Source organism: Paenibacillus sp., from assembly GCF_035645195.1.
In the GTDB taxonomy this organism is placed as follows: Bacteria; Bacillota; Bacilli; order Paenibacillales; family YIM-B00363; genus Paenibacillus_AE.
In genome coordinates this window covers 123,503-149,108 of record NZ_DASQNA010000022.1, presented here as the reverse complement: position 1 = coordinate 149,108, position 25,606 = coordinate 123,503, and the positions used below count along the sequence as shown (strand labels likewise).

General features: G+C 62.1%; 24 protein-coding genes. 6 read left to right on the top strand and 18 right to left on the bottom strand.

Annotation, left to right across the window (positions count from 1 at the left end; genetic code table 11):
• Positions 1-127: 127 nt before the first annotated feature.
• From VE009_RS12145 to VE009_RS12100, 10 genes are all read right to left on the bottom strand, one after another.
• Positions 128-739, bottom strand: coding sequence for a nitrite reductase (locus VE009_RS12145; RefSeq protein WP_325008032.1), 612 nt, complete (start codon positions 737-739; stop codon positions 128-130).
• 24 nt (positions 740-763) lie between these two features.
• Positions 764-1,666 (bottom strand): hypothetical protein, encoded by a 903-nt coding sequence (locus tag VE009_RS12140; protein WP_325007910.1) that lies wholly within the window; start codon positions 1,664-1,666, stop codon positions 764-766.
• A 33-nt stretch (positions 1,667-1,699) separates the two neighbouring features.
• Positions 1,700-3,934: a heavy metal translocating P-type ATPase gene (locus VE009_RS12135; protein ID WP_325007908.1), complete on the bottom strand. Its 2,235-nt coding sequence runs from the start codon at positions 3,932-3,934 to the stop codon at positions 1,700-1,702.
• A 26-nt stretch (positions 3,935-3,960) separates the two neighbouring features.
• Positions 3,961-4,161 carry a cation transporter gene (locus VE009_RS12130; RefSeq protein WP_325007905.1) on the bottom strand — a complete coding sequence of 67 codons (201 nt, stop codon included), beginning with the start codon at positions 4,159-4,161 and terminating at the stop codon, positions 3,961-3,963.
• A 77-nt stretch (positions 4,162-4,238) separates the two neighbouring features.
• Entirely contained in the window at positions 4,239-4,535 is a 297-nt protein-coding gene (locus VE009_RS12125) for a metal-sensitive transcriptional regulator (protein WP_325007903.1), read from the bottom strand.
• 28 nt (positions 4,536-4,563) lie between these two features.
• Entirely contained in the window at positions 4,564-6,009 is a 1,446-nt protein-coding gene (locus tag VE009_RS12120; protein ID WP_325007901.1) for an MFS transporter, read from the bottom strand.
• Between the two features lie 802 nt (positions 6,010-6,811).
• Entirely contained in the window at positions 6,812-7,993 is a 1,182-nt protein-coding gene (locus VE009_RS12115; RefSeq protein WP_325007899.1) for a TolC family protein, read from the bottom strand.
• Positions 7,990-9,255, bottom strand: coding sequence for a hypothetical protein (locus VE009_RS12110; protein WP_325007897.1), 1,266 nt, complete (start codon positions 9,253-9,255; stop codon positions 7,990-7,992). The genes VE009_RS12115 and VE009_RS12110 overlap by 4 nt, the downstream gene beginning before the upstream one ends.
• Positions 9,252-12,287, bottom strand: coding sequence for an efflux RND transporter permease subunit (locus VE009_RS12105; RefSeq protein ID WP_325007895.1), 3,036 nt, complete (start codon positions 12,285-12,287; stop codon positions 9,252-9,254). The genes VE009_RS12110 and VE009_RS12105 overlap by 4 nt, the downstream gene beginning before the upstream one ends.
• 16 nt (positions 12,288-12,303) lie before the next feature.
• The gene (locus VE009_RS12100; RefSeq protein WP_325007893.1) at positions 12,304-13,530 is read right to left on the bottom strand and encodes an efflux RND transporter periplasmic adaptor subunit; all 1,227 of its coding nucleotides are present in this window, start codon (positions 13,528-13,530) and stop codon (positions 12,304-12,306) included.
• 223 nt (positions 13,531-13,753) lie between these two features.
• Between VE009_RS12100 and VE009_RS12095 the strand changes: the two genes are divergently transcribed.
• Positions 13,754-14,371, top strand: a complete 618-nt coding sequence (locus VE009_RS12095; protein ID WP_325007891.1) for a hypothetical protein — start codon at positions 13,754-13,756, stop codon at positions 14,369-14,371.
• A gap of 48 nt (positions 14,372-14,419) precedes the next feature.
• On the opposite strand, the gene VE009_RS12090 is transcribed toward VE009_RS12095, so the two are convergent.
• The gene (locus VE009_RS12090; protein ID WP_325007889.1) at positions 14,420-14,878 is read right to left on the bottom strand and encodes a carboxymuconolactone decarboxylase family protein; all 459 of its coding nucleotides are present in this window, start codon (positions 14,876-14,878) and stop codon (positions 14,420-14,422) included.
• A 157-nt stretch (positions 14,879-15,035) separates the two neighbouring features.
• Here VE009_RS12090 and VE009_RS12085 point away from each other — a divergent pair, with 157 nt between their 5' ends.
• The 3 genes from VE009_RS12085 (at position 15,036) to VE009_RS12075 (ending at position 17,055) form a co-directional block, all read left to right on the top strand.
• Positions 15,036-15,920 (top strand): sigma-70 family RNA polymerase sigma factor, encoded by an 885-nt coding sequence (locus tag VE009_RS12085; protein ID WP_325007887.1) that lies wholly within the window; start codon positions 15,036-15,038, stop codon positions 15,918-15,920.
• A gap of 36 nt (positions 15,921-15,956) precedes the next feature.
• Complete coding sequence (locus tag VE009_RS12080) at positions 15,957-16,751, top strand: SDR family oxidoreductase (protein ID WP_325007885.1); 795 nt, start codon at positions 15,957-15,959, stop codon at positions 16,749-16,751.
• Between the two features lie 85 nt (positions 16,752-16,836).
• Positions 16,837-17,055: a hypothetical protein gene (locus tag VE009_RS12075; RefSeq protein WP_325007883.1), complete on the top strand. Its 219-nt coding sequence runs from the start codon at positions 16,837-16,839 to the stop codon at positions 17,053-17,055.
• A gap of 233 nt (positions 17,056-17,288) precedes the next feature.
• Here the strand turns inward: VE009_RS12075 and VE009_RS12070 are convergent, their stop codons facing one another.
• The 7 genes from VE009_RS12070 to VE009_RS12040 form a co-directional block, all read right to left on the bottom strand.
• A complete protein-coding gene (locus VE009_RS12070) occupies positions 17,289-17,789 on the bottom strand; it encodes an MgtC/SapB family protein (RefSeq protein ID WP_325007881.1) in 501 nt (166 codons plus the stop codon).
• Between the two features lie 11 nt (positions 17,790-17,800).
• Positions 17,801-18,580, bottom strand: coding sequence for a glycerophosphodiester phosphodiesterase family protein (locus tag VE009_RS12065; RefSeq protein ID WP_325007879.1), 780 nt, complete (start codon positions 18,578-18,580; stop codon positions 17,801-17,803).
• Between the two features lie 79 nt (positions 18,581-18,659).
• Complete coding sequence (locus VE009_RS12060; RefSeq protein ID WP_325007877.1) at positions 18,660-20,000, bottom strand: ABC transporter substrate-binding protein; 1,341 nt, start codon at positions 19,998-20,000, stop codon at positions 18,660-18,662.
• A gap of 40 nt (positions 20,001-20,040) precedes the next feature.
• Positions 20,041-20,781: a carbohydrate ABC transporter permease gene (locus VE009_RS12055; RefSeq protein WP_325008029.1), complete on the bottom strand. Its 741-nt coding sequence runs from the start codon at positions 20,779-20,781 to the stop codon at positions 20,041-20,043.
• 123 nt (positions 20,782-20,904) lie between these two features.
• Positions 20,905-21,741 (bottom strand): sugar ABC transporter permease, encoded by an 837-nt coding sequence (locus tag VE009_RS12050; protein WP_325008027.1) that lies wholly within the window; start codon positions 21,739-21,741, stop codon positions 20,905-20,907.
• Between the two features lie 164 nt (positions 21,742-21,905).
• A complete protein-coding gene (locus VE009_RS12045) occupies positions 21,906-22,667 on the bottom strand; it encodes a DeoR/GlpR family DNA-binding transcription regulator (RefSeq protein ID WP_325007876.1) in 762 nt (253 codons plus the stop codon).
• A 50-nt stretch (positions 22,668-22,717) separates the two neighbouring features.
• A complete protein-coding gene (locus VE009_RS12040; RefSeq protein ID WP_325007874.1) occupies positions 22,718-23,824 on the bottom strand; it encodes an alcohol dehydrogenase catalytic domain-containing protein in 1,107 nt (368 codons plus the stop codon).
• 331 nt (positions 23,825-24,155) lie between these two features.
• Here VE009_RS12040 and VE009_RS12035 point away from each other — a divergent pair, with 331 nt between their 5' ends.
• Positions 24,156-24,509 (top strand): metalloregulator ArsR/SmtB family transcription factor, encoded by a 354-nt coding sequence (locus tag VE009_RS12035; RefSeq protein ID WP_325007872.1) that lies wholly within the window; start codon positions 24,156-24,158, stop codon positions 24,507-24,509.
• 24 nt (positions 24,510-24,533) lie between these two features.
• Complete coding sequence (locus tag VE009_RS12030; protein ID WP_325007870.1) at positions 24,534-25,505, top strand: SRPBCC family protein; 972 nt, start codon at positions 24,534-24,536, stop codon at positions 25,503-25,505.
• Positions 25,506-25,606: the final 101 nt, after the last annotated feature.

Sequence of the window (25,606 nt, the reverse complement as noted above, 5' to 3'; positions counted from 1 at the left end):
AGTTTTTTATTTTACTCAAAATTTGAAGTACTGTCTACTGTTATATTAAAACTACTATGCGCAACCCCCTCCGAAATAAAACAAAGCGCCGCCCGTTTCCGGTCGGCGCTTGGCGATCTTTCCAATCTTAACCTACAAGCTCCCTCAGCGTATCTAACGATACGCGATCGACGAATTTCCCGAATTTTTCTTTGCCTTTGGCATTCGTTCTGTAATAGTCGACCAGCGCCGTCACGGCCGGAACCAGCCTTTCCTCCTTTAGTCCGGAGACGAGCAGGCGAGCCGTCGAAGCTTTGAGTCCTTTCGGATCGCCGCCCACGTACAGATCGAACGAATCCCTCATTTTCACGATGCCGATATCCTTCAGCAGCGGCTCGCTCGTGCCGAGCGCGCAGCCCGCGTACCCGATTCTGAGCGGGGTCGGCGCCGGAATGCCCGCAATCGCCCGGTTAACGGCTCGCGCCGTCTCCAGTCCCGCCTCTTCGGCCCCTTTGCAAAAATTGCAGGCGATCAAACTCTTCGTCGCGAACCCGGCGAGGTACACCTCGAGCCCGGCTCCCGCCAGCTTCGCTTCCGCCTCGGCGCGGCGTTCTGCGGGAATTTCGACGTACAGCTGCTTGAACGGCGTCATTTCGACGCGCCCTTCCGGCCCGGCGGCGGCGGCGACGGCGGCCAGCTGCTCCGCCGTAAACAGGCTGCCTCCGACCTCGATCGGAGGCGATGCCGCTATTTTCGTCATCTCCGCCAACGATTTCTCCCCCTCTCAGGACACTTCGATCGTGAACGGAACGGTGATGACTTCGCCTTGGCGCTGGAATTGGCCCCATATCTTATACAGCCCCGGCGCGGGGAACGTCGCCGCGAACCGCGCCTCAGGCCCTGTCGATGTTTCGTCCAGCGGATGCACGTGCAAGTATTGCTCCGCGTCGGCCGACAAAATGACGACATGCCCGACGGCGCCCAAATACGGCTCCAGGTCGTCGATGTCCGCGCCGGTTGCCGCATCGCGAATCGTGAACGTCAGTTCCGTTTCCTCGTTCGCCTTCGTCCCGGAGAGCGCCAGCTCGATCGATGTTCCGGCCGCTTTCTTCGTCAGCGCCGCGTCGGGCTCGATCGCGGCGTGGGCGCCTTCCGCGCCTTCGACCTTCATCCATTCGCTGAGCGTCATGGCCGATCCGCCCGACGGCACGAAGTCCGCGAATACTTTGTACTCGCCGCCGGCCGGGAACGTCGCGTCGATTGCGAACGTGCCGTCGCCTCGAAACTCGGGATGCACATGCGCGAAGAAGGACAAGTCGTGATCGACGATGATTAAATGAAGAAGCTTCTCGTGGTTCACCTCGAAATCGTTAACCGCATTGCCCTGCGGATCCGTAATGCGCACCGTCAGCTCGGTTTCTTCGTTCGCCTTCGCGGCGCCCTCGGCGAAGGCGAACGACGCCCGCAAATCGGCGGCCGGGGCCGCCTCGGCCCCGCCGTGATCGCCGTGACCGCCGTGCCCTCCGGTCTCTTCCGCGGCATCCGAAGCCGCTTCGCCGGCTCCGTGTTCATGTTCGCCCGACGCCGCTCCGCGATCCGCTCCATGCTCCCCGCCGTTCGCGCCGCCGCACGCCGCCAGGCTCACCAGCGCCGCCAGCGCGGCGGCAAGCAACCATCTCTTCTTCATTCTCGTTCCATCCCCCTGAATCCGATTGTCTCGTTAGTGCTTCACGTTCACGCGCTGCAGCCGCAGCGCGTTCAATACGACCGATACCGAGCTGAGCGCCATCGCCGCGCCGGCGACCCACGGCGCCAGAAGTCCGACGGCCGCGATCGGGATGCCGAGCGTGTTGTAACCGAGCGCCCAGAACAAGTTTTGCTTAATGTTGCTCATCGTCTTGCGGCTCATATAGATGGCGTCCGGAATGCTCGCCAGATCGCCGCGCATGAGCGTCACGTCCGCCGCTTCGATGGCGACGTCCGTGCCCGTGCCGATCGCCATGCCGATGTCGGCCGTCGCCAACGCCGGCGCGTCGTTGATCCCGTCGCCGACCATCGCGACCGTCCGGCCCGCGGCCTGCAGCTTCTTGACTTCCTGGGCTTTGCCCTCCGGCAGCACCTCGGCCCGCACATGATCGATGCCGACCTGCGCGGCGATCGCCTTCGCCGTCCGCTCGTTGTCGCCTGTAATCATAATGACTTGTATACCCATTTCTTTCAACCGAGAGACAGCCGCCTTCGACGTCTCCTTGATTGTGTCGGCCACCGCGACCATACCCGCGTACCGGCCGTCGACCGCGGCGAGCATCGCCGTTTTGCCCGCTTCCTCGAGCGCCGCCATCTCGGCGTACGCCATTGCTGCATCCACCCCGTTCGCTTCCATCAGCCGGCGCGTCCCGACGAGCAGCCGCTTGCCTTCGACCGTCGCCTGAATGCCGAAGCCGGGAATCGCCTCGAACGCTTCCGCCGCCGGCAGCGCGATGCCGCGCTCCTTGATGCCGGCGACGATCGCTTCCGCCAGCGGATGCTCCGACGGCTGCTCGGCCGCGCCGACCAAACGGAGGAATTCCGTTTCGTCGATCGCAGGCCGCACGTCGGTCAGTTCCGGCTTGCCTTTCGTGACCGTACCCGTTTTGTCGAGAATGATAGCATCGATCTTATGCGTCCGCTCCAAGTGTTCGCCGCCTTTGAACAGGACGCCGAGCTCCGCCGCCCGTCCCGAGCCCGCCATGATGGAGGTCGGGGTCGCGAGGCCGAGGGCGCACGGGCAGGCGATGACGAGCACGGCGATCGCTTTCTCGAGCGCCTCCGATACCGAGCCCGGCGCGACGAAGAAATACCAGGCGAGGAACGTCAGCACCGCGATGCCGACAACGATCGGGACGAAAATGCCGGAGATGGCGTCGGCCACCCGCTGAATCGGCGCCTTGGAGCCTTGCGCCTCTTCCACGACTTTGATGATTTGCGCGAGCGCCGTATCTTTGCCGACTTTCACGGCGCGGATGCGCAGCATGCCGTTCCGGTTGACGGTCGCGCCGATGACGGCGTCGCCCGGCTTCTTCTCGACCGGGAGGCTCTCGCCCGTCAGCATCGATTCGTCGACCGACGAGGCGCCTTCCAGCACGACGCCGTCGACCGGCACCTTCTCGCCGGGGCGCACAAGCACGATGTCGCCCACAAGCACTTCTTCCACCGGCACCGTCCGCTCCTCGCCGTCGCGAACGACGAGCGCCGTCTTTGCCTGCAGCCCCATCAGCGATTTAATCGCCTCCGATGTCCGCCCCTTCGCTAGCGTTTCGAACCATTTCCCCATGATCACCAGCGTAATGAGCACCGCGCTCGTTTCGTAGTACAACGAAGGACCGTGATGCGCGCCGCCTCCGCCGAAGGACCATTCGAGCGTCAAATACAAGCTGTACAGATAGGCCGCGGAGGTACCGAGCGCGACGAGCACGTCCATGTTGGCGCTGCCGTTACGGAGCGCTTTGTACGCGCCGACGTAGAACGGTCCGCCGATGATGAACTGCACCGGCGTCGCGAGCAGCAGCTGGAACCAAGGGTTCATGAACAAAGACGGCGCATAGATCCACGCGGTGAACGAGAAGTGGCCGACCATCGACCACAGCAGCGGCAGCGACAAAATCGCGGAGGCGATCAGCTTGTTCCGCATACTCTTTGCCTCGTGCTCGCGGCGCTCGGCCGACTTGTCGTCGCCGGTGTTGACGATGGCGGCGTAGCCGAGCTGCTTGACCTTCGCCTGCAAATCCTCGACCGTGACGTTCCCTTCGGCATACTCGACGCGCGCCGTCTCCATCGCGAAATTGACCGAGGCGCTCTTCACGCCGGGCATTTTGCTGAGCCCTTTCTCGATCCGGTTCGCGCAGGCCGCGCAGGTCATCCCGGTAATTTGGAACGTCGTCTGCTTGCTTGCATTCGTAGCTTCGATGGCTTCCATGGTGATCTCTCCTTCAACAATTCAATTTACTCGACTTCGTATCCCTGCTCCTCGATCGCCGCTTTCAGCTGCTCCACGCTCAATCGGGTTTCATCGTACTGAACGTCCACCGTGCCCCCTCGCAGGTCGACTTTCCCGGCGGCTCCGGCTTGTGTCAGCGCCCCTTCGATGGAATGGACGCAATGTTGGCAGCTCATGCCTTGCACTTTCAACGTAACGTTCGTCATATTCGGATCTCCCTTTCGTTTTCCTTGATTGTTATATTAGTATACCCCGGTACCCTATGTCAACAACAGAATGGAATTTATTTTAAGATGACGTTCATCGTCCGCATAATCTCCGAAACGACGGCCGTATCGCCCTGCCTTACGCGCCCTTCGATGCAGCATTCCAAATGTTTTTCCAGCAGCAGCTTTCCCGCGGCGCCGAGCGCTGCCTGCACGGACGAAATTTGAATCAGCACATCGTCGCAGTACGTATCCTTCTCGATCATGCCCCGAATGCCGCGCACTTGCCCTTCGATCCGGTTCAGACGGTTCATCAAATTCGCTTTCGTCTGCGGATCGTGTGAGCTTTTGCGCACTGCGTTCTCCCCGCTCATACCCCCGCTCCTTCCCTTTTCAATATCCCTACATGGCGGCAGGAGCGCTCGAAGCCCCCGGCTTCGGGTTTCGGACGAACAACAGCGACAGCGCCGCCCCCGCGAAGGCGACCATCGCCGACCAGAAGAACGCGCTTTGGAAACCGGCGTTCAGCGCCGCCTCGGGCGATGCGCCCGTCTGCGCGCTCGTCGACGCCGCCGCCACCGCCACCATGACGGCGAGGCTGACGGCCGAGCCGATCTGGTAACTCGTGCTTGCGAGGCCCGACGCCAAGCCCGCCTCCTCCGGCTTCGCCCCCGACATGGCGGCCATCGTCGCCGGGATGTACGCGAGCGACATGCCCAGCGCGCCAAGCAGCGACGCGGGCAGCACATGCGCCGCGAACGTGCCGTCGACCGGCGTATTGCCCGCGAACAGCAGCATCGACGCGCCGAGCGCAGCCAATCCGGCGACCAAGTTCGCCTTCAAGCCGAAGACGCCGATCAGCTTGCCGGTGATAAACATCATGAATACCGCGATCAAAATCGTCATCGGCAGCAAAGCGACGCCGCCCGCGAAGGCCGAATATTGAAGCACCTGCTGTAAATATAGATTCAGGAAATACCACAGCGGAATCCACCCGCCCGACAGGAGCAGCAGCGCCGCATTGCCCGCGGCCAAATTCGGCGCCTTGAAAATGCGCAGCGGCACGAGCGGGTCCTTCTTCGCCGCTTGAATCGCTAAAAACAGCAGGAACAGCGCTGCTCCCGCGGCGAGCGTCCACACGGTCTGCGGCGCGCTCCATCCATTATGCTCCGCCGTGACGATGCCATATACGAGCAGCACTAGCGCTGCCGTAACGGACACCGCGCCCGCAACGTCGACGCGCCCTTCTCGCCGCTCGCCCTTCGGCAATAAGCCCGGGGCGGCGAGCATGGCGATCAGCCCGACCGGCACGTTAATGAGGAACGTCCACTCCCAGCTGAGCCATTCCGTGATGACGCCCCCCAGGAACACGCCGGCCGAACCGCCGGCCGCCGCCGAGGCGCCCCAGAAGCCGAGCGCTTTGCCGAGCTCCTTCGGATTGCCGCCGAACAGCAGCATGACGGTAGTCAGCGCCGACGGCGCGATGAGCGCGGAGCCTAAGCCCTGAAGCGCCCTCCCGGCGTTCAGCGCCCCGTCGCTCCATGCGAAGCCCGCAAGCAGCGAGGCAGCCGTTAGGATCAAAAATCCCCACAAAAATACGCGCCGCTGCCCGTAAAGATCGGACAGCCTGCCGCCCAGCAGCAGCAATCCCCCAAAGAAGATGACGTACGCATTAAATACCCACTGCAAACTTTCTTGCGAATATCCCAGCGCGTTCTGGATCGCCGGCAGCGCGACCCCGATGATGGACGTATCCATGATGACCATGAAATTGGCGACGCAAAGCAGCGCCAGCGCCTTCCACCGTTTCGGATCCGCCGTTTGCAGCGCACCCGCCTGCAAAGCCATACCGACCAACCTCCCGTATAAAATTTATTGCGCGGTCCGATTTCGTCCTGCCCGCGAACGTGACGGCCGTCAAAACGAACGTCGGAGCAAATAAACCGATCACCGCGCATTTTTATAGTATAGGGGTGTACCCTACATTGTCAAGAAACATTTTCCACCCTTTAGAGAGCAATCAAGCTGCAAGATGCTGCAAGATGTTCGCCAACGCATGCGTTTCCGCCGAACGCGGAGCAATGCGCCGCCGCGAGCGTCGACCTTGGGCCCAGCTTCCCCTCGCGCCGCCGCGAATGCCGCCCCCCGGGCCCAGCTTCCCCTCCCCGCCGCCGCGATTGCCGCCCCCGGGCCCAGCTTCCCCTCGCCGCCGCCGCGATTGCCGCCCCCCGGCCCCAGCTTCCCCTCGCCGCCGCCGCGATTGCTGCCCCACGGTTCCGTTATGAGAAGCAGGTATGCATAAGAAGACAACACACTGCACTTCTTTTGCATACTTCCTTCCCATCTTGCGCCCTCGCCGCTGCGATCGTCGACCCCCGGTTCTGTTATGGGAAGCAGGTATGCATAAGAAGGCACCACCCTGCTCTTCTTTTGCATACTTCCTTCCTATCTTGCGCCCCTCGCCTCTGTGATCGTCGACCCCCGGGCCCGTTATGGGAAGCAGGTATGCATAAGAAGACAACACCCTGCACTTCTTTTGCATACTTCCTTCCCATAATTGAGGGCAGCACTTGATCTGCGAATAGAGGAGAAAAGGAACAAGGCTGCCGATGTTACAATATCGGCAGCCTCGTTCCTCGCTTTGCGCCCGTCAGGCGCTTTCCGCCGTCGCCGGCGCGATGAAATGGTTGAACCGGAGCAGCGCCAGCCGGTAATCGATGCGCGCCTGCTCCCAGGCGTTCTCGGCCTGCAGCAGCGCGGATTTCGCCTCCAGCGCCTTGCTCTCGGTGTCGAGCCCGGCTTTGTGCCGGGCTTCCGCCGCGCGGGCGAGCAGCTCGGCACGCTCGTAAGCGGCCCGTTTGATGCGTACTTGGTCCTCCAAGTTGAGCAGCCGGTCGTAGTCAGTGCGCAGCTTCAGCTCGACCGCCCACCTCTCGTCCTCGGCCCGCAGCTCCGCTTCGATCGCTTGGTCCAGCAAGCCGTCCAGCGCTTCCGGCCGTTTGTCCTTCCAATGCCGGTCGACGATTTCCGCTTCCAGCCGCGCGAGCCGCGCATCGTCGTCCCGCTTCAGCACGGCGGGACTTGCCGAAAGCAGCTTCGCCGCGAGCGCGTCGATGTCGTCGATGCGCAGCGTCTCCTCCGGCAGCGGCAGCGACCCGAGCGCGATGCGGCGCTCCGGCTCGAACCCGAGCTTCACGTTCAGGGACAGCCGCGCGCTCGCCTCGCTTCGCTGCCACTGCTGCAGCGCCGCTTGCGCGTCGGCCAGCGCGTTGCGCAGCGCGTACAGTTGATCCGGCGTCGTTACGCCGGCCTTCACCTGCGCTTCGCGCCGCGCGGCCTCGCCTTCCAAGCGGCGCGCTTCGGCGCCGTACGCCTTAGCTTGGCGGCTTGCCGACTGGATGCGGTAATACAGCTCCGCGACCTCCGCTTCGATCCGGTTCGCTGTTTCGCGCTGCTGCCGCTTCAATTCGGCGATCGCCGCAAGCCGGCGCTCCGGGTACAGCAGTTCCTGCTTTCGCAGCTCGATCCGCTCCGAGTCGACGTTGGCGTCGCGGCCTTTCGCCGCCTTCGCCTTCTTGAGCTCGTCTTCGTACCGCTTTTCGTTCAACGCGATTTTCGTACCGATCGCCTTCAATCCCGCATCGCGAGCCAAGGCGCGCTGGATCGCTTGATAAATGTTCAGCTCCTCGACCGCCTTCTCGACCGCCTTCTCGGGCCCCTTATCGGCCGCCGGGGCCGCTTCGTCCGCGAACGCCGCGGCGGGCGCGATCGCGGCCGCCAGCGCCAGCGCGGCCAGCATCGCCGCCGCTCTGCGCATCATTCGTCCGGTCATGGCATTGACGCCTCCTCTCCTTGAGCGTAGCCCGGCCCGATGCCGCTCGCGGCCGTAAGCCGATGCCAAGCCAGCTCGTACGCTCTCTTCGCTTCTTTCGCGCGGACCTCCGCTTCGGCGGCAGCCCATGCGGCTTCCTTCGCCGCAAGACTCGTCCCCGCGCCCGTCTCCGCCATCCGCTCCGCAATGCCCTGAAGCGAGCGAGCCTGCGCCGCCCGTTCCTCGGCCTGCTCCCAGGCGTACCGCCGATCCGCGGCGGCGGCGTACGCGTTAGCGACGTCCTCCGCGATCCGCGCCCGCGCCTCCGCGAGCGCGGCGGCCGCCTCCTCCGCTTCCATGCGCGATTCCTTCCGCTCCTCGGCCTCCGGGTCCGCAATATATCTCTCGGCCAATGCCGCCTTGCGCCGCTTCAGCTCCTCGTCCAGCGCCGCCGACAGCGCCTCCGCCCGCCGTTCCAGCGCGAGCGCTTCGTACCGCTTCAGCGGCTGCAGCTCCGGCGCGGCGGGCTCCTCCGAACGAATCGCGACGGCCGACCGGAACGGGATGCCGAGCTCCTTCTTCAAGGCGGCTTCCGCGATCGCGAGCGACCGCGTAAGCGTCCGCTTCGTCAGCGCCGTCGTTTCGTGCTCGAGCTCGAGCACTCTCGTCTCCGCCGCCGTTCGGCGCCCAGGATCTTGCTCGAGCCGAAGCCGCTCCAGCTCCAGCTTCGCCTCGAGCAGCTCGATTTGCTCCTTGAGCCCGGCGATGCCGTGGAAGAGCTCCCGCAGAGCGAGCTCCGCCGCGGGACGGATTTGTCGTTGCTGCCACTCGAGCTTTCGAATCGAAGCGGTCAGCTCCGCCGCCGTCAACTCTCTCGGCGCGACGAAGCTGTTGAACCGATCCCGCTCGGACATCTCCATCACCATGAAGTAATACATCTCGTTGTAGTGCCGGAACCGATCCCGCTCCGCTTGATCGAACGGTTCGTTCCGCTGCGATTTCTCGTAGAGCGTGAAGTAATCGATATACGAATTCTCGCCTAGCTGCTTGCTCGCGCGGTCCAACTGGCGGCGCAGGCCGTCGATCGACCGCTGCAGCGACGCTTCCTGGCGCGGGACGGCCGAAGCTCGCCGCAGCGCCTCCTCGAGCGTGACGACGCGCGCTTCCTGCGCCTCGGCGGAGGAAACCGCCGCGGCCGACGCCGCCGCTTCCGCAGCCGGCGCCGCCCACCCCCCGATGAACGCCGCCGCGAGGACGGCGGCCGATGCCGCGCGCCCCCTCATGACGGCGCCGCCTCGGACGCGGCCGGCTTTCTGCCGAACCAGCCGAACAGCGGTTTCCGCGCCTTGCCCGCGGCGCGCCCGTCGATCATCAAATACAGCACAGGGACAAGGTACAGGCTGACGAACATCGAGAACAGCAGCCCGAAAATAACCGCCGTCGCGATCGGCGTCTGGAAATCGGACGTCTCCGTGCCGCCGATGAACATCGGCACGAGGCCGCCGGCGGTCGTGAGCGTCGTCGTCAGGATCGGCTTCATGCGCAGCTTGCAGCCGGCGATGACGGCCGACTCGATGTCCGGGTGCGCGTCGCGGGATTTGTTGATGAAATCGATCAGCACGATCGCGTTGTTGACGACGATGCCGACGAGCATGACGATGCCGATCATCGCCATGATGTCGAACACGCGGCCGGACAGCAGGAAGCCGAGCGCGACGCCGATCATGGCGAACGGCAGCGACAGCATAATCAACAGCGGCTGGCGCAGACGGTTGAACTGCATGACCAGCACCAGGAACACGGCCGAGAAGGCGACGCCGACGGCGACGAGCAGCTTCGAGAACGCCTCGTTCTGCTCCTGCTGCGTGCCGGCGATCGCGACCTGCGCTTCGGCCGAGCGGTATTCGCTCACGAACGCCGTCACCCGTTCCACGACGGACGCTTTATCGGCTTCGTCGTAATACACGGTCAGCGTGCTTTCGTAGATGCCGTCCTTGCGGACGCGGGACGATTCGGCGTCGACGAGCGCCAGATCGGCGACGTCTTCGACCGTAAGGGACGAATCGCTCCGCAGCGGCAGCTTGTATAGGGCGTCCGACGTTTGGCGATAGACGGTCGGGAACTCTACGCGAGCCGTCGCCGTGTCCCCGTCCATGGTCAGCTCGATGTCGTCGACCCCGTTCAGCACGAGACTGATGTACTGTTCGACTTCTCCCCGGGTAATGTTGTGGTATTCAAGCCGATCCGGCGAAAACCGGATGACCCATTCCTTCCCTTCGTCGGACAGCGGCGCTTGGACGCCCGTGACGCCGGGAAGCAGACGGAGCGATTCCGCGATGGCGTCCGCTTCCTCGGATAAGCTCTTCATCGAAGCGGCCGTCACCGACACCTCCATCCGCCCGGACATATCGCCTTGACCTTGCCCGATGCTGAGCAGCGTGTACGGAATCGTCCGCTCGATGACGGCTTCGATGTCTTCGTTCACCGCCTCGTCGGACCGCGTCATGGTATCGCGTGGGTCGTACAGGATGATGAGCGTCCCGCGATGCGTCTCTCGGTCGTTCCCCCAGTAGAACACGTCCATCACGCCGTCCACGTCCGCGATCCGCGCCGCCGCCGTCTCCGCCAAGCCGCGGGCGGTCGCGTAGTCGATGTTGCGATCCACCTCGTATTCGATATACAAGCTGCGATCGCTTACGTTCGGAATATAGTTTTTCGGCACGAAAGCGATTAGCGCATACAACGATACCGCAAGCACGGCGACGAACGTGAGCAGCGTGCCCCAGCGGAAGCGGAGTCCGAAGCGCAGCATGCGCTCGTAGCCTTCCAACACGCGGTTTCGTTTGTTCGACTCTTTGGGCGGCTGCACCCAGCGGCTCGTCAAGATCGGTATGAGCGTCGCGGCGACGACCAACGACGCCAGCAGCGAAACGGTGATCGTCAGCGCCAGCTGCTTCATGAATTCCCCGATCATACCGTCCAGCATACCGATCGGGACGAAAACGCAGATCGTAGTAACGATCGAGGAAATAACCGGAGCGATGACTTCCTTCGTTCCCTGCACGACCGCCTCTTGCCGCGGCAGCCCTTCCCCCATTTTGCGGAAAATGTTCTCGATCACGACGATGCAGGCGTCGACGACCATGCCGGTACCGAGCCCGATGCCCATCAGCGTAATGATGTTGATGCTGTAACCGAACGCGCTCATTCCGATGAATGTCGCGAACATGCACAGCGGAATGCTGAAGCCGATGACCATCATAATCCGGATGCTGCGGAATACGGCGTACAGCACCGCCGCGGCGACCAGCGCGCCGATCGCGATGTTGAGCGCCAGCTCCTTGACCGCGCTGCCGATGAACGCCGACGCGTCCCAAGGGAAGACGTACGACCACGAAGTCGCCGCCCCGTCGTTCAGCGCAGCGAGCTTCGCCCGCACCCGTTCCGATACCTTCACCTCCGAAGCGTCTTCCGTCGCGAAGATCGAAATTTCGTAGTAAGGCTGTCCGTTGCGCATCGCGTAGTTATGATCGGCCGGACGGTCCTCGCGGACGTCCGCCAGGTCGGCCAGCATGCTGCCGGACGACAGCCGGTAACTCGCCAGCTCCGCTTGCCCGCCGATCAGCGCCTCGCTTCTGACGCGATACTGTCCTCCGTCGTATTCGAGATTGCCGAGCAGCGGCTGCGAGAAGGCGCCGCGAATTTCGTCGACGACGCGGGCGGTTTGCTGCAAGCTGCTCATTTTCTCCGGCTTCAGCTCGAACACGTAAGAGACGTCGTACCAATTCAAGCTGTGCTCCACCTTGCTGACGCCCGGCAGCTTCCGCAGCTCGGGCACGACGATGTCGCGCAGCTCCGACCGCACCTTCTCCTGATCCGGCGCGTCGGACGTAACGGCGATCATCATGACCATCTGATCGGCGGTCGAATATTGCCGGACGTCGCTGACGTCCAGCTCGACGTTGAGCGAATTCATCGCCTGCGTCAAATCGTCTTTCGCTTGCGCGATGTCCTCTTCTGTCGCCGAATCCTTCAGCACGACATCGACCATAACGGTCGACGTCGTCGTGGTTACGTTCACGTCCTTCACGAACGCGTTATGCACGACCGCCGTCTCCAGCGGGAGCGCGATCTGTTTCTCCATTTCATCCAAGCTTAACTCTTTATCGACGACAGCCATGGCCGTAATGTACGGGGCGCTGACGCTCGGCTGCAGCTTGATCGGCAGCGTCAGCATCGCGATGGCGCCGAAGGCGGCGGTCATGACGGACAGCAAGAGCACGATCGCCGGCCGTTTAAGCATCTTTGTCATCATGCGGCTATAACTCCCCCTACTCTACGACTTCCACGGCGTCGCCGTCCTTCAGCAGTCCTTGCCCGACGGTGACGACGAGATCGCCCGCCGCAAGGCCGGAGACGATTTCGGCGTGCGCCTTCGTCACGCGGCCGACTTCCACGGGCGTGCGGCGCGCCTGCCCTTCCCGCACGGCGAACACGAACGACTCGCCGCTCTCTTCCAGCACGCTCCCGGCAGGCACGACCAGCGTCTCGCCGGCGCCGGCGTCGTTCAGCACGACCTCCGCATTCATGCCCGGCAATATCGCGCGGTCCTCGTTCGGAAGCTCCAGCTCGACGGAGAACCCTTCGCCCGCGCCGACGGACGAGGCGGCGAGCGACGCGACGCTCGCCTCGACCGTCCGCCGCAGCGCCGGAACGGACACGGTCAGACTTTCCTTGCCGCGAATCGCGAGGAAGTCCGCTTCCGTCACCGACACCGTCAGCGACATCCGGCTGAAATCTTCGACGACGGCGACCGCCTCGCCCGGCTGGACCGTTTGGCCCGGCACTTTGCCCGACGCCGTAACGATCCCGGCGATCGGCGAACGGATCGTCGTTTTCCCGTATTGCATCAGCGCTTCCTGATAGGCGACCTCCGCTTCCTTCACCCCGAGCGTCAGCAGCCGCTCGTTCGAGCTCGATTTCGCCTGCTCGAGTCCGCGGCGCGCCGAGTCGAGGTCGAGCTTCGCCGCCGCCAATTGATTCGCGGCCCGTTCGACCTCGGCAGCCGATACCGCATCCCTCGCCAGCAGCGATTCTAGACGATCGTATTCCTTCTGCAGCTGATCGACGTTCAACTGCGCCTTGGCCACCGCGCCTTCCGCGTTCAGCACCGCGTTCCGGCGGTCGGTTTCCGACGTTGCGGACGTCAGCGCCGCCCGCTCCTTGGCCACTTCGGCCCGCCGCAGCGTCAGCTCGTATTGATCCTTCTCCAGCTCCAACAGGACGCCGTCCTTGCCGACTTCGTCTCCGGCCTCGAGCGGCTTCGCCTCGACGATCCCGCCGATCTCGCTGACGATTTGCACCGCGACCGCCGACTTGACGACGCCGGCGACCGTGACGGCCCGCCCGATCTGAACGGTGCCCGCCGGTTCCGCTTTTACCTTCTTCGCCTCAGGCGCCGCCTCGGCGCTTTGCGCCGGCTCCTCCCCTTGGCTGCAGGCCGTCGCGAACAAGGCGACTCCCGCGAACAAGCTCAATACCCATAACGCTCTTCGCATGGTTACCCTCCACATTACTCTAATCTCCTAGGTCAATCTTCCCAGTTTATACTAATAACTTCGGCACTCCATTACACTAGACCGCAGGCTAGGTATTGTCTATCCATTGGTCGAAAATTTTTGAAATTTTTTCCGCCGAGGCTGCATCCAAAGCGGCTTATCGCGACGTCTAAAAAACAATCGCAAACCTCGCGGAGGGTAACCGGAAAGGCAGGAGAGCCTTATGAGACTCGTATGGATGGTATTTGCGGGATGGATGCTGGCACTCGTCCTCCTTCGCCCCGTCCCCGCCGCGGCGTGTTCTCCGGCGCCTTGGACGTTCGAAGACGCCTACGCGGCGAAAGCCATGATCTACGGCACGGTCGTCGATGTCGGACGCGGCGGAAGACTAGCGACGGTGGACGTGGACATCTATGCGGGACCCGGCCCGGCGCCGAAGCGCGTGACGATGCCCGAAACCGTCGACGATCGGGACCGTTATCCGGCCGGGTTCGAATGCCCCGATTTTTCGATGAAATTTCGCGCCGGGACGTCGTACGTGTTTTTCCTGAAAGACATCCCTCCGCGGCTCGAGCTGCTGTCCCCGAGCTTCGTTACCGCCTCCCTTGCGGAGGACGGCCATGTCGTCGTCGGCTTGCCGAGAGGGGAAACCGAACCGGTTGCGGAGAAGCTTCAGGAGTACGCCGAGAGGAAAGGATATGCGCTGCGAACGCCGGAGGCCGGCGCGCCCGTTTGGGGGGAAGACGCGTTCCGCGCCTGGAGACGGCTCGCTGCCCTGGCCGCCGGAGGAGCGGCCCTGGCCGCGTACGCCTTCGTCCGCCGTCGGCGAAACCGCCCCTGACATGACGAGAGGACGGCAGCGGAACGCGCGCCATCCTCTCCGTGAAAGTTACTCTTTCGAAGCCGGCTCCATCGCCCCGGGGTACATGCCCGTCGCGATCGCGAGCCGGTTCCAAGCGTTGATCGCGTTCACCGCCATGATGCAGTGCACGATGCCGGCTTCGTCGTAATGCTTTCGCATCTCCTCGAACACCTCCTCCGGCACCCCCCGCTCCGAGATGAACGCGACCGCCTCCGCGAACGCCAGCGCGGCGCGCTCCCGGTCGGTGTAGCAGGGCGCTTCCCGCCACACCGGCAGCAAATACACGCGCTCCGGAGGCTCGTGCGCAAGCATCTCTCTCGAATGGAGATCGACGCAGAACGAACATCCGTTCAACTGAGACACCCTCAGCCGGATCAGCTCCCGCACGCTTCGTTCGAGCCCGCTCCGCGTCACGAACCCTTCGAGCTGCAGCATCGCTTGGAACGCCGCCGGACTCGCTTCTCGATAATTCATTCGCAGCTTCATATGAATCTTCTCCTCCTTGGAATTGACGAATCTGATACGATGACAAATAGAGCGAGCCGTTTGTGACAGCGGCGCGCCGCTGTCACAAACGACCCATCAAGTTTGTCTTATCTCTTAGGATCATACTGTCATCGCCTAAGGAAGGAGTGCGCGCCGGATGACCGAAGAACGGCTCGTCGCCGATACCCGTCCCATGCTGCTGCGTCTCGCTTACCGCATCCTCGGCTCGTATGCGGATGCGGAGGATGTCGTTCAGGACACCTATTTGGAAATAAGCGGCCGCGACTTGTCCGACATTCGGCAGCCGAAGGCTTATCTGACCAAAGCGGTCGCCAACCGCTGCCTCAATTTGCTCAAATCCGCCCGCAAAACCCGGGAATCATATATCGGGCCTTGGCTGCCCGAGCCGGCGCCCGCGCTTCCGTCGAACGACCCCGAGGCGCTCGCGGAGAAGCGGGAGACGCTGTCTTACGCGTTCGTCGTGCTGCTCCAGCGGCTGTCGCCGGAGGAGCGCGTCGCGTTCGTCCTGCGGGAGGCGCTCGGGTACGCATACCGCGACATCGCCGCCATGCTCGGCAAATCGGAAACCGCCTGCCGCCAAACGATCAGCCGCGCCCGCCGCAAGCTGCCCCCGCCGCCCGCCGGCGGCGACGCCGCTCGCGAAGCCGCGGGGGAGGACGCGGCCGCCGCCGAACGGTTCGCGCGCCAGTTCTTGGCCGCTTGCGAGACGGGCGACTTCCGCGGCTTCGTGACCTCCTTGTCGGCGGACGCGCGCCTCGTGACCGACGCGGGCGGCAAAGTTCGCGCGGCCACGCGCGTCATCTACGGCAGCGAGCGCATCGAAGCGCTGTTCCGCGGCATCGCGCCGAAAGGCTTCTTCGACGGCGAAGCGAGCCTCATCCGACAGGGCGGGCAAATCGGCGTCCGGCTCGGGCGCGGGTCTGCCGCCGTCTGGGCCGCATTTTTCGAACTCGAGCCGAATCGCCGGGTGATCCAGACGATGTATATGGTGCTGAATCCGGAGAAGCTGACCCGGGTGTAACGGCCGCCATCCACCTTTCCCTTGGGAGGAATCGACATGACCAGACTGCTAGGTAAAACCGCCATCGTGACGGGAGCGAGCCGTCCGAGCGGCATCGGGGCCGCCGTCTGCCGAGCGCTGGCCCGCGAAGGCGCCGACATCTTTTTTACGCATCTGCACGATTACGATAAAAGCTTGTACCCGAACGACGCCGACGAGCGCTGGCCCGGCCTGTTCGCCGAAGAGCTCCGCCAATCGGGCGTTCGCGCCGCGCATATGGAGCTCGATCTCGCCGCTCCCGGGTCGGCCGGCCGGCTGCTCGAGGAAGCCCGGAACGCCGTCGGACTTCCGACGGTTCTCGTGAACAACGCCGCGTACAGCGTCGACGCCGATTTCCGGCAATTAACCGAAGCGCTCATCGACGCGCATTGCGCCGTCAACATCCGAGGCACCTTCATGCTGTCCGCCGCCTTCGCCCGCATGCTCGAAGCCGAGCAGACCGCGCGGCCTCATCACGTCCTCGGCGGACGAATCATCAACCTCACGTCGGGCCAAGGGAAAGGTCCGATGCCCGGCAATCTCGCCTACGCCGCGACGAAAGGCGCCGTGTCCGTTTTCACCGAATCGTTGGCCGCCGAGCTTGCGCCGCTTCGGATCACGGTCAATGCGGTCGATCCCGGACCTACCGATACGGGCTGGATGACCGAAGAGACGAGGAGCGCCCTGCTGCCGCAGTTTCCGATGGGCAGGTTCGGCCTTCCGGAAGACGCGGCTCGCTTGATCGCTTTCCTGGCCAGCGACGATTCCCAGTGGATTACCGGACAAATCATTCATTCCCGGGGCGGATTTTAACGATGCGCGGAACCTTATTCGAGGTATAAAGCCGAAAATTCGGGGCATTTTATTCCAATTCCAGTGCGAAGGAGGGGGACCATCGATGAGCGAGCGCGAGGATGATGTCGAACCATTCGTCGGCGGCATGGAAATGGATTCGGATGCGAACGAAGACCCGAAACGGGAGAAGCAGTTGGACGATGCGTTCGGCGCATGGTACGAGATGATCGACGATCAGGTGAAGCGGAAACTCGAACTTACGAACGTTCCGGAAGGCAGCGGATTCGATGCCGCCGCCGGCTTGGACGAGGAGCCGTCGTAACGGCGGCTTTCGCGGCGGCGCTGCCGGAAGCGAAAGGCGGCAGGCGGGACGGGTTGTACCCGGTCCGGACCTGCCGCCGTTTTCGTTATGGAGTCGATCCGGCGCTCGGCCATTCGACGCGGCCGCTTTGCGCCTCGTTCTGCGCCGACTCCGCCGCTTCCCTCTCCAGTACGCAGTACGCGTCCCGCAGGAAGACGTCCGAAATAGCCGATATCGGCGGCTGCAAAAACCGGTTAAGCGGACGGCGTATCGGACGCCTCGCGGTCCCGGGCGGCGATGCGCAGGAGACGGCGCCTTTCGACGACGTTCCCGATTTTCGCCATCGCCATGGACACGACCACGCTGAACGCGACGATGCCGTAGAACCCCGCCCCGATGCCGATCCCGACGCCGCCGACGAACAAAATCATCGCCGCGGACGTCAGCCCCTTAACGCGAAGTCCGTCCTTCAAAATGACGCCGGCGCCGAGAAACCCGAGCCCGGCGACGATTTGCGCCGCGAGCCGCATCGGATCCATCATCGTGCGGTCCTGCCCCGCAGCGAATTTCTCGACGCTGTAGATCGAGATTAACGTAATCAGCGTACTCGCCACGCAAACGTACATATACGTTTTAAGGCCGGCGGGCTTGCTTTTCGTTTCGCGATCCCACCCGATCAGAAAACCGAGGAAGGCGCTGACGAGCAGCCGGAGGTACATTTCGTAATGGTGCGCTACCGTCCATGCGGCGTTCATCGGCCGTCCCCCTACGTCCCCGCTTCCGGGGGCGAACTTAGCAGCCGGCGCATGCGCATCGCGGGGAACGGGTCGTTGCACGTCATCACCGTTACGCCGCAGCCGAGCGCGTAATGCACCTGCCGCTCGTCGTCCGGACAATAGCACCATACCTGCAGCCCGATGTCGCGGAGCTCCCGAACAAGCTGCGGCGTCAATTGATTCATGCTGGCGGCGGCCGCCCACATTTTCGAATACGTGCCGTTCGGTCCCGGCCGGAAGTTGTGCATCGATTCCGCCGGAAAGCCTTGCGTCTTCAACCCGTACGTATCGTAGAGATGAGCGACGATGTCCGCGTCGAAGCTCGTGAACACGCAGCGAGGCAGCCATCCGTACGAGTCTAGAATCGCGACGGAGGCGTCGGCGACCGCCCGGGCGTCCCGGCTCGGCTTGATCTCCACGTTGAGCAGCGTGTCGGGATACGCGGCGAGCAGCTCGCAAAGTTCCTTCAAGGTCGGTATTTTCAAACCTTCGAACTCCGGACCGAACCAACCGCCCGCGTCCAACGCCTTAAGGCGTTCCAAATCGTATTCGTTCACGGCGCCGGAGCCGTTCGTCGTTCGATCCACCGTCTCGTCATGAATGACGACGACCTCCCCGTCCTTCGTGAGCCGAAGATCGAATTCGATCATATCCACTCCCGCCCGAAGCGCCTCCCGGAAGGCGAGCAGCGTGTTTTCCGGGCACGCCGCTTTCAGCCCCCGATGGCCGGAGACGACGATGTCCGATGTATTCTGCAGCCGATCAATCACGGCAATCCCTCCTCATCGATTCGTTCCGAACGCGGCCGCCGGCCGGGACGCGAGTCCGGCCGGCGGGAAAGCGCCGCGGTTATTGCGCCAGGATGCGCTCCGCTTCTTTCTTGAACGTGTCGAGCGTCGAAGCGATGTCGCCGTTGTCGTACATAATCGCTTCGATGGCCGAGAAGAACTCGTGCATCACTTCCGGCCAATTCACGTCCTTATTCGTATCGATGGCGTACTGGAGCTGGTCGTAAGCGACTTTCCGGTTCGGCTCCTTCGCCCACAAATCTTTCATGGCCTGCGACTCGACCATCTTGGTCGTGAACGGCAGGTACCCCGTATCGATGACGAATTGCTGCGCGCCGCCCGGATCGGTCATGACCCAGTGGATGAACTTCCATGCGGCATCCTTGTTTTTCGCTCCGCTCATCACGACGACATTCGCGCCTCCGGTCGGGTTCGCGTGCACCTCGTCGGCCGGCAGGAACGCGGTCACGTAATCGAAGGCGACCGACTTTTGCAATCCGCCGATTGCGCCGGTCGACTGGAACATCATCCCGACCTTGCCTTCCGCGAACATCTGGTTCGTAATGCTGCCCGAATCTTGCGCCGGCGGGTAATACAAGGCTCCGGTGCTTTGCAGCTCTTTCAAATAGCCGAACACCTTCTGGCCGACGCCGTTGTCGACGAAGCCGACGGACGTGTTCTCCGCGTTGAAGAACGTTCCTTTCGCTTGCGTGATCATGGCGATCGGATACCACGTATCGTAAGGCATCGTCAACCCGTATCGCGTCACCTCGCCGTTTTCCTTCTGGACCAAGGCGTTCGCGACCTGTTTCATTTCCTCCCACGTCGTCGGCACGTTCAACCCGTTCTCGTCCAGCATCGTCTTGTTGACATGCATGATCGGGGTCGAACGGTTCAGGGGCAAGGAGACCAATTTCCCGTTAAACGTCGAATGGCCCATCAGCCCCGGCGTAAAGTCGGCTTCGCTCATGCCGGAAGCGCTCAAATACGGAGCGAGATCCTCCAATACGTCGGAGTCCGCGAACAACTCTACGTACGCGCGCTCCACCATGGCGATCTCGGGCGCCGTTCCCGCCGACACGGCTTGCTGCAGCTTCGTCACCGTTTCGTCGTAGTTGCCTTGGAACGTGCCGACGACCTCGATCTCGTCTTGGCTTTCGTTGAACCGCTGGATCATCGCGTTCAGGAAATCCCCGTTCCCGCCGCCGAGCGCGTGCCAAAACTGGACCGTCGTCTTGCCCGCGGGCGCGGCGTCCGTCCCCTTAGGCGTTTCCGCGTTCGTCTCCGCATTCGTCTCCGCGCCCGCGCTCCCGCCCGGCGCTTCCGTCGCGCCGCCTCCCGCGCAGCCCGCCAGCATCGTGAATAGCACCGCAGCCGTCAATACAAAAGCGAATTTTTTCATCGTTTTCCAACGTCCTCTCTCGTTTGGATTGTACGCAGAATCATTTGATCCCCGAATACACGAACGCTTTTACGATTTGTTTCGAGCAAAATACGTAGACGAGCAGAATCGGAAGCACCAGCACGACGTTGCCGGCCATGATGATGTGCCAATTGCTGATCCCTTCCGTTTCGCGCAGCATGGCGATGCCCATCGTCAGCGGACGCACCGCGATCGAATCCGTCATGACGAGCGGCCAGAAATAGTCGTTCCAGTGGCTCACGAAGCTAAACAGCGCGATCGTGGCGAGCGCGGGCATCGACATCGGCGTCATGATGCGCCACATGATTTGGAGTTCGCCGGCGTTGTCCAGCCGCGCCGCTTCGATCAATTCCTCCGGGATTTGGCGGAAATATTGCCGAAGCAGGAAGATGCCGAACGCGTTCGACATGAACGGGATGATCTGCGGAAGCAGCGTCTGGATGATGCCCCATTCCGCCATCATGAGGTATACCGGAATGAAGGTCACCTGGCCGGGAATCATGAACGCCAGCAGCACCATGCCGAACAGCAGCCCCTGGCCCCGGAATCGGTATTTCGCGAACGCGTACGCCGCCGGGATCATGACGATCAACTGAATGACGATAATCGACAATGTGACCGTAATCGAATTCGCGGCGTAGCCGAGGAACGGCCCGGAGCTCATCGCTTCCGCGAAGTTGATCCATTGCGGCGCCGCCGGAATGAGCGTCGGCGGGAACGCCATCGTTTCTTGGAACGTTTGCAGCGACGTCGAAACCATCCATAAGAACGGGAAGACGAACGCGAGCAATGTTACCGCTTTCAAGACTGTATTGACCGCCGACCACGCGGACTTCGATTCGAGCTTCAAGAAAGATCCCCCTTCGCAGCCGGAAGCTCCGCTTTATTGATAGTGAACTCGTTTCGCGAGCAGCCGGAAGTATACGACGGTCAGCAGCGCGATAATCGCCATCAGCACGACGCCCGCCGCCGAAGCGTAGCCGATGTTCGTCGTGCGAAAGCCGAAGATGTAGTACACCAGCGTCGTCGTCGCGTTATTCGGACCGCCTCCGGTCATGATGCGGACCGTATCGAACACCTTGAAGGAGCCGATCGTCATGATAATCAAGATGAAGAACAATTGCGGAGAGATGAGCGGCAGCATAATTCTCGTAAACACTTGAAATTTGTTGGCGTTGTCCAGCTCGGCCGCTTCCACGATGCTCGACGGCACGCCGTGAAGCGCGGCGACGATGATCAACGTGAAATAGCCGATATTTTGCCAGACGGACACGATAATAATCGAAATCAGCGCGGTCTTGGAGCTTTGCAGCCACGGCGACGGCGGCAGTCCGATCGCTTTCAGGACGAAGTTCAGAAAGCCGATGTTCGGCTCCATCAACCACAGCCATACGAGCGACACCGATACGATCGAGATGATATGCGGCGTAAAGATGCCCGCTTGCACCAATGAATTCATCCACGTTCGCTTGCTGAGCCAAACCGCCGTCAGCAGCGACAGCAGCATCGTGAACGCGACGACGCCGGCGGTGTACAGCGCCGTGTTCGCCAGCGCCTTGTAGAAGTCCTCCCGAGCGAAAATTTGCGCGTAATTGTCGAATCCGATAAAAACGCTCTTCGCTTTGTTCATCAGGTTGTATTTATACATGCTGAGATAAATCAAATAAAACATCGGGTATATCACGAATACGATGATGCCGGTCATGGCGGGAGCCACCATCGCGTAAGGCCGCAGCCGGATCGCCGCTTTCCTCAGCCGCGAGCCGATCCGCCTCTTGAGCGCTACCCGGCCGGTCTCCGCTTCGATCCCGGTCGCCGCGGATCGTCCCGCCTCCGTCATTCTCATGTACATTCCCCCTTGCCCGTCGTTTCCGGAGCCTCGCTTCATACGGTATAAACCGTGATTCCGTAATCGCGAAACGTCTTCAGCTCTTCCTCCGGCGCGTCCTTGCCGGTGATCAGCGTATGAATCGCGCTGTTCGGCGCCACCGTGTGGAGAGAAATTTTGCCGATCTTGCTGTCGTCGGCGACGACGACGATTTCGCTCGCCGCCCGAATCATGCATTGCTTCGCGGGCACCAGCTGCGCCTCCGGATGCATCAGTCCATGTTTCGGATGAATCGCCGGAATTCCGATGAACGCTTTCTGCACATGGAGCGAATTCAATACATAATCGGTGAACATGCCGTTCAGCATGTAGCTGGAAGGATAAAGCTCCCCGCCCGTCATAATGACGCGAACGCCCGGCGCATCCTTCAATTCGGCGGCCACGTTGATGTCGTTCGTCACCACCGTCAAGTTCGATCGATGCACTAGGTTCTTGGCGATATGCAGCGTCGTCGTGCCGGAGTCGATAATGATGTGCTCCCCGTCCTCGACGAGGCTCGCGGCCAATTTGCCGATCTCCATTTTTTGCTCCAGCCGCGTCTGCTCCCGTTCGTGAAAAGGGGGTTCGTCGTGCGTCCATTGCTCGGCGATGACGCCGCCGTGCGTCCGCCGCAGCAGCCCTTCCTGCTCGATATCCATCAGATCGCGCCGGATCGTCGCCTCGTGAACGTTAAATTCCTTGGCGAGCGCGGCGACCGTGGCGATTTTGCGCTGCCGCACGTATTCGACGATGCGAAGCTTTCTTTCCGCAGCTAGCATGGCAGAGCCTCCATCCCGTTAGAAGATACATGTCCAGACTATTATATAGCCTAGGCTCGCCAGTGGAAATCCAGCAACGTTTTCTGCCAGCTCCGGTGGGACGCCGCTTCCTCCATGGCGACCGCGAAGTCGGCCGCCGAACGAATCGCCGTGCGCCGCTCCGGCAGCAATTTTCTTAGCGTCGCTTGGCAATCGGGGTCCTTCATCGCTTCGAGCACAGGTCGATAATCGGAGCTCGAGCTTCGGCTGCTGCCCCGCATCGTAATGCCTTTCTCCAGCACGTCCCTCGTGTTGATCGGCACTCGTTCCTCCGTCACGCCCATCAAGATGAGCTCGCCGCCGGGCTTCAGCACGTCGATCGCTTGATTGACCGCGCTTTCGGAGAACCGTCCTCCCGTACACTCCACGGCGATGTCGAACGCGTCCCCGGCGGCGAAATCGTACTCCTGCACCAGACTCCGGTTCGCGAAATCGAATTGGTTCAATTTGTCCGGGGCGGCCCCGAACGCATGCAGCCGCTCCCTCGGGACGCCGAACACATGGCGCAGCATCGCCGCCCCCAAGTATCCGACCGGCCCGTCGCCGAATACGGCCACCTTCGCCGAGCCCAGCTTCTCCCGTACGCCGAGCAGCGCTTGATACGACACCGTGCACAGCTCCGTCAGCACCGCGACATCGTCGGGCACCTCGCCCGGGATCGGCACGGCGCAAGCGGCCGGAACGACGACCCGCTCCTGCGCGATGCCGTCTACGCCGCTGCCCAAGAACCGGCCGTAGTGGCAGTAGTTATCCCCTTTGCCGCTCCGGCAGGCGGGACAGCAATCCTGCGGATCGACGTTGCGGTACAACGAACCCGGAATGTTCGGAACGATCACGACGCGAGAGCCAACCTTCACCTCGGGCGATTCCGAACGGATCACCGTCCCGAGCCCTTCGTGAATAAGCGCCATGGGCAGCTTGCGCTCCAACGCTTCAGGGCGCCTCTGCCCGGTAAAATAACGGATGTCCGCGTGGCAAATGCTGCCCAGCGCCGGTTCGACGACGACCTCCCACGGGCGCACCTCGTGCTCTACGACGGTATCGACGACCAGATGCGGTTTGACCAGCCGGTATGCGCGCGACTGCACCCGGATGCTGCTAACCATCGTTTGCGACAACCTCTTCCTCCTCCTAACGCTGACGATCGACGGAATGGACCCTGCAGGGGTTGTTCATTTCCGCGCATAAATGTTTATACATGTTCATTTATGCGCTTTCAATCACATATTAAGTCCTCAATACTGTTCATGTCAACGCGTTTTTGCTCTGTTTTTAAAATATTTTGTTTATATCCGCTCAGTTTTATTGAAATTAGCATTCATATCTCCTCCCCATGCACGAAACTGCTCATTTTTAACCTCCCATGTATTCCTTTACAGGAATATTCCCAATATGGTACATTTGTTTCATCCAACATCCGACCCCTTCGAAGGAGGGCCGCCCAGGGACATGAACTCCAATACCGATCGACAACTAGCCGCTTCCCTGCTTCAGGCGCTGTCGGAACCGAACCGGCTGCATATCGTCGAGGAACTGCGCAAAGGACCGCTCACCGTCGGCGAGCTCGCCGACCGGTTGAACATCCGGCAGCCGCAAGTGTCCAAACATCTCCGCGTCCTGTACGACAGCGGCATCGTCGATGTACAGGCGGACGCCAACCGCAGAATTTACAACCTGAAGCCCGAGCCTTTCCTCGGCCTGCACGTATGGCTGGAAGGGTACAGAAGCCTGTGGGAGGAAAAGCTGGACCGTTTGGACAAATACCTCCAAGAACTACAGAATCCGTCCAACGACCGCGACTAAATCATGGAATCGGAGGAATAGGCAATGACTGGGGAACATCGGCTGCTGAGCCAAGCGAATGTTGTAATCGAAGGGCGGGATCTCATCGTGACCCGCATGCTGAAGGCGCCTCGCGAGCTCGTCTTCCAAACGTGGACGGAGCCGCGCCACTTGGCGAATTGGTGGGGGCCGGAAGGCTTCTCGATCACGATCCGCTCGATCGAAGTGAAGCCCGGGGGAATTTGGGACTACGTCATGCACGGCCCCGACGGAACCGACTATGTCAATCGCATCCGATACGTCGACGTCGTCCGCCCGGAACGGCTCGATTACATTCACGGCGACGACGCGGCCGACGAGCGGTTCCGAGTGTCCGTAACGATGGCGGATCGGGACGGCGCGACAGAGCTGACGATGCGCATGACGTTCCCCTCGGCGGAGGAGCTGCAGTACACCGTCGAGAAATACGGCGCCGCCGAAGGCGCGAAATCGACCCTGTCCCGCCTGGCGCAAGCGCTGGATGCGTTCGATGCGGCGACGCTCAAGCTGACGCGCGCCTTCGACGCCCCGCGCGAGCTGGTCTTCCGGGCGTGGACGGACCCGGAGCATCTGAAGCGCTGGTGGGGGCCGAAAGACTTCGTGCTCGACGTCATGGCGTTCGATCTCCGGCCGGACGGCGCGTTCCATTACCGGTTGACCCATCCGGACGGAACCGTCATGTGGGCCAAATTCCGCTTCCTCGACATCGCGAGCCCGAGCAAGCTCGTGTTCGTCAATTCGTTCTCCGATGCCGCGGGCAGCGTCGCGCGGGCGCCGTTCAGCGCGCAGTATCCGCTCGAGGTGATGAACCTCGTCACGTTCGCCGAGGCGAACGGGCGGACGATCGTGACGATGCAAAGCGCCCCGATCTATGCGTCGGAGGAAGAGGCGGAGTTTTTCCGGTCGATGCATCCCTCCATGCAGCAAGGCTTCGGCACCGCATTCGACCAGCTGGCCGACCATTTGGCCGCGATGTAATCCGCACGGCAGCCGGATGCGGGGGGCGACTCCTCCGCACCTCGGCTGCCGTTTTTTCTCCAGTCCATCGACCTTTAAGAATAACTTATCTATTCAGGCAA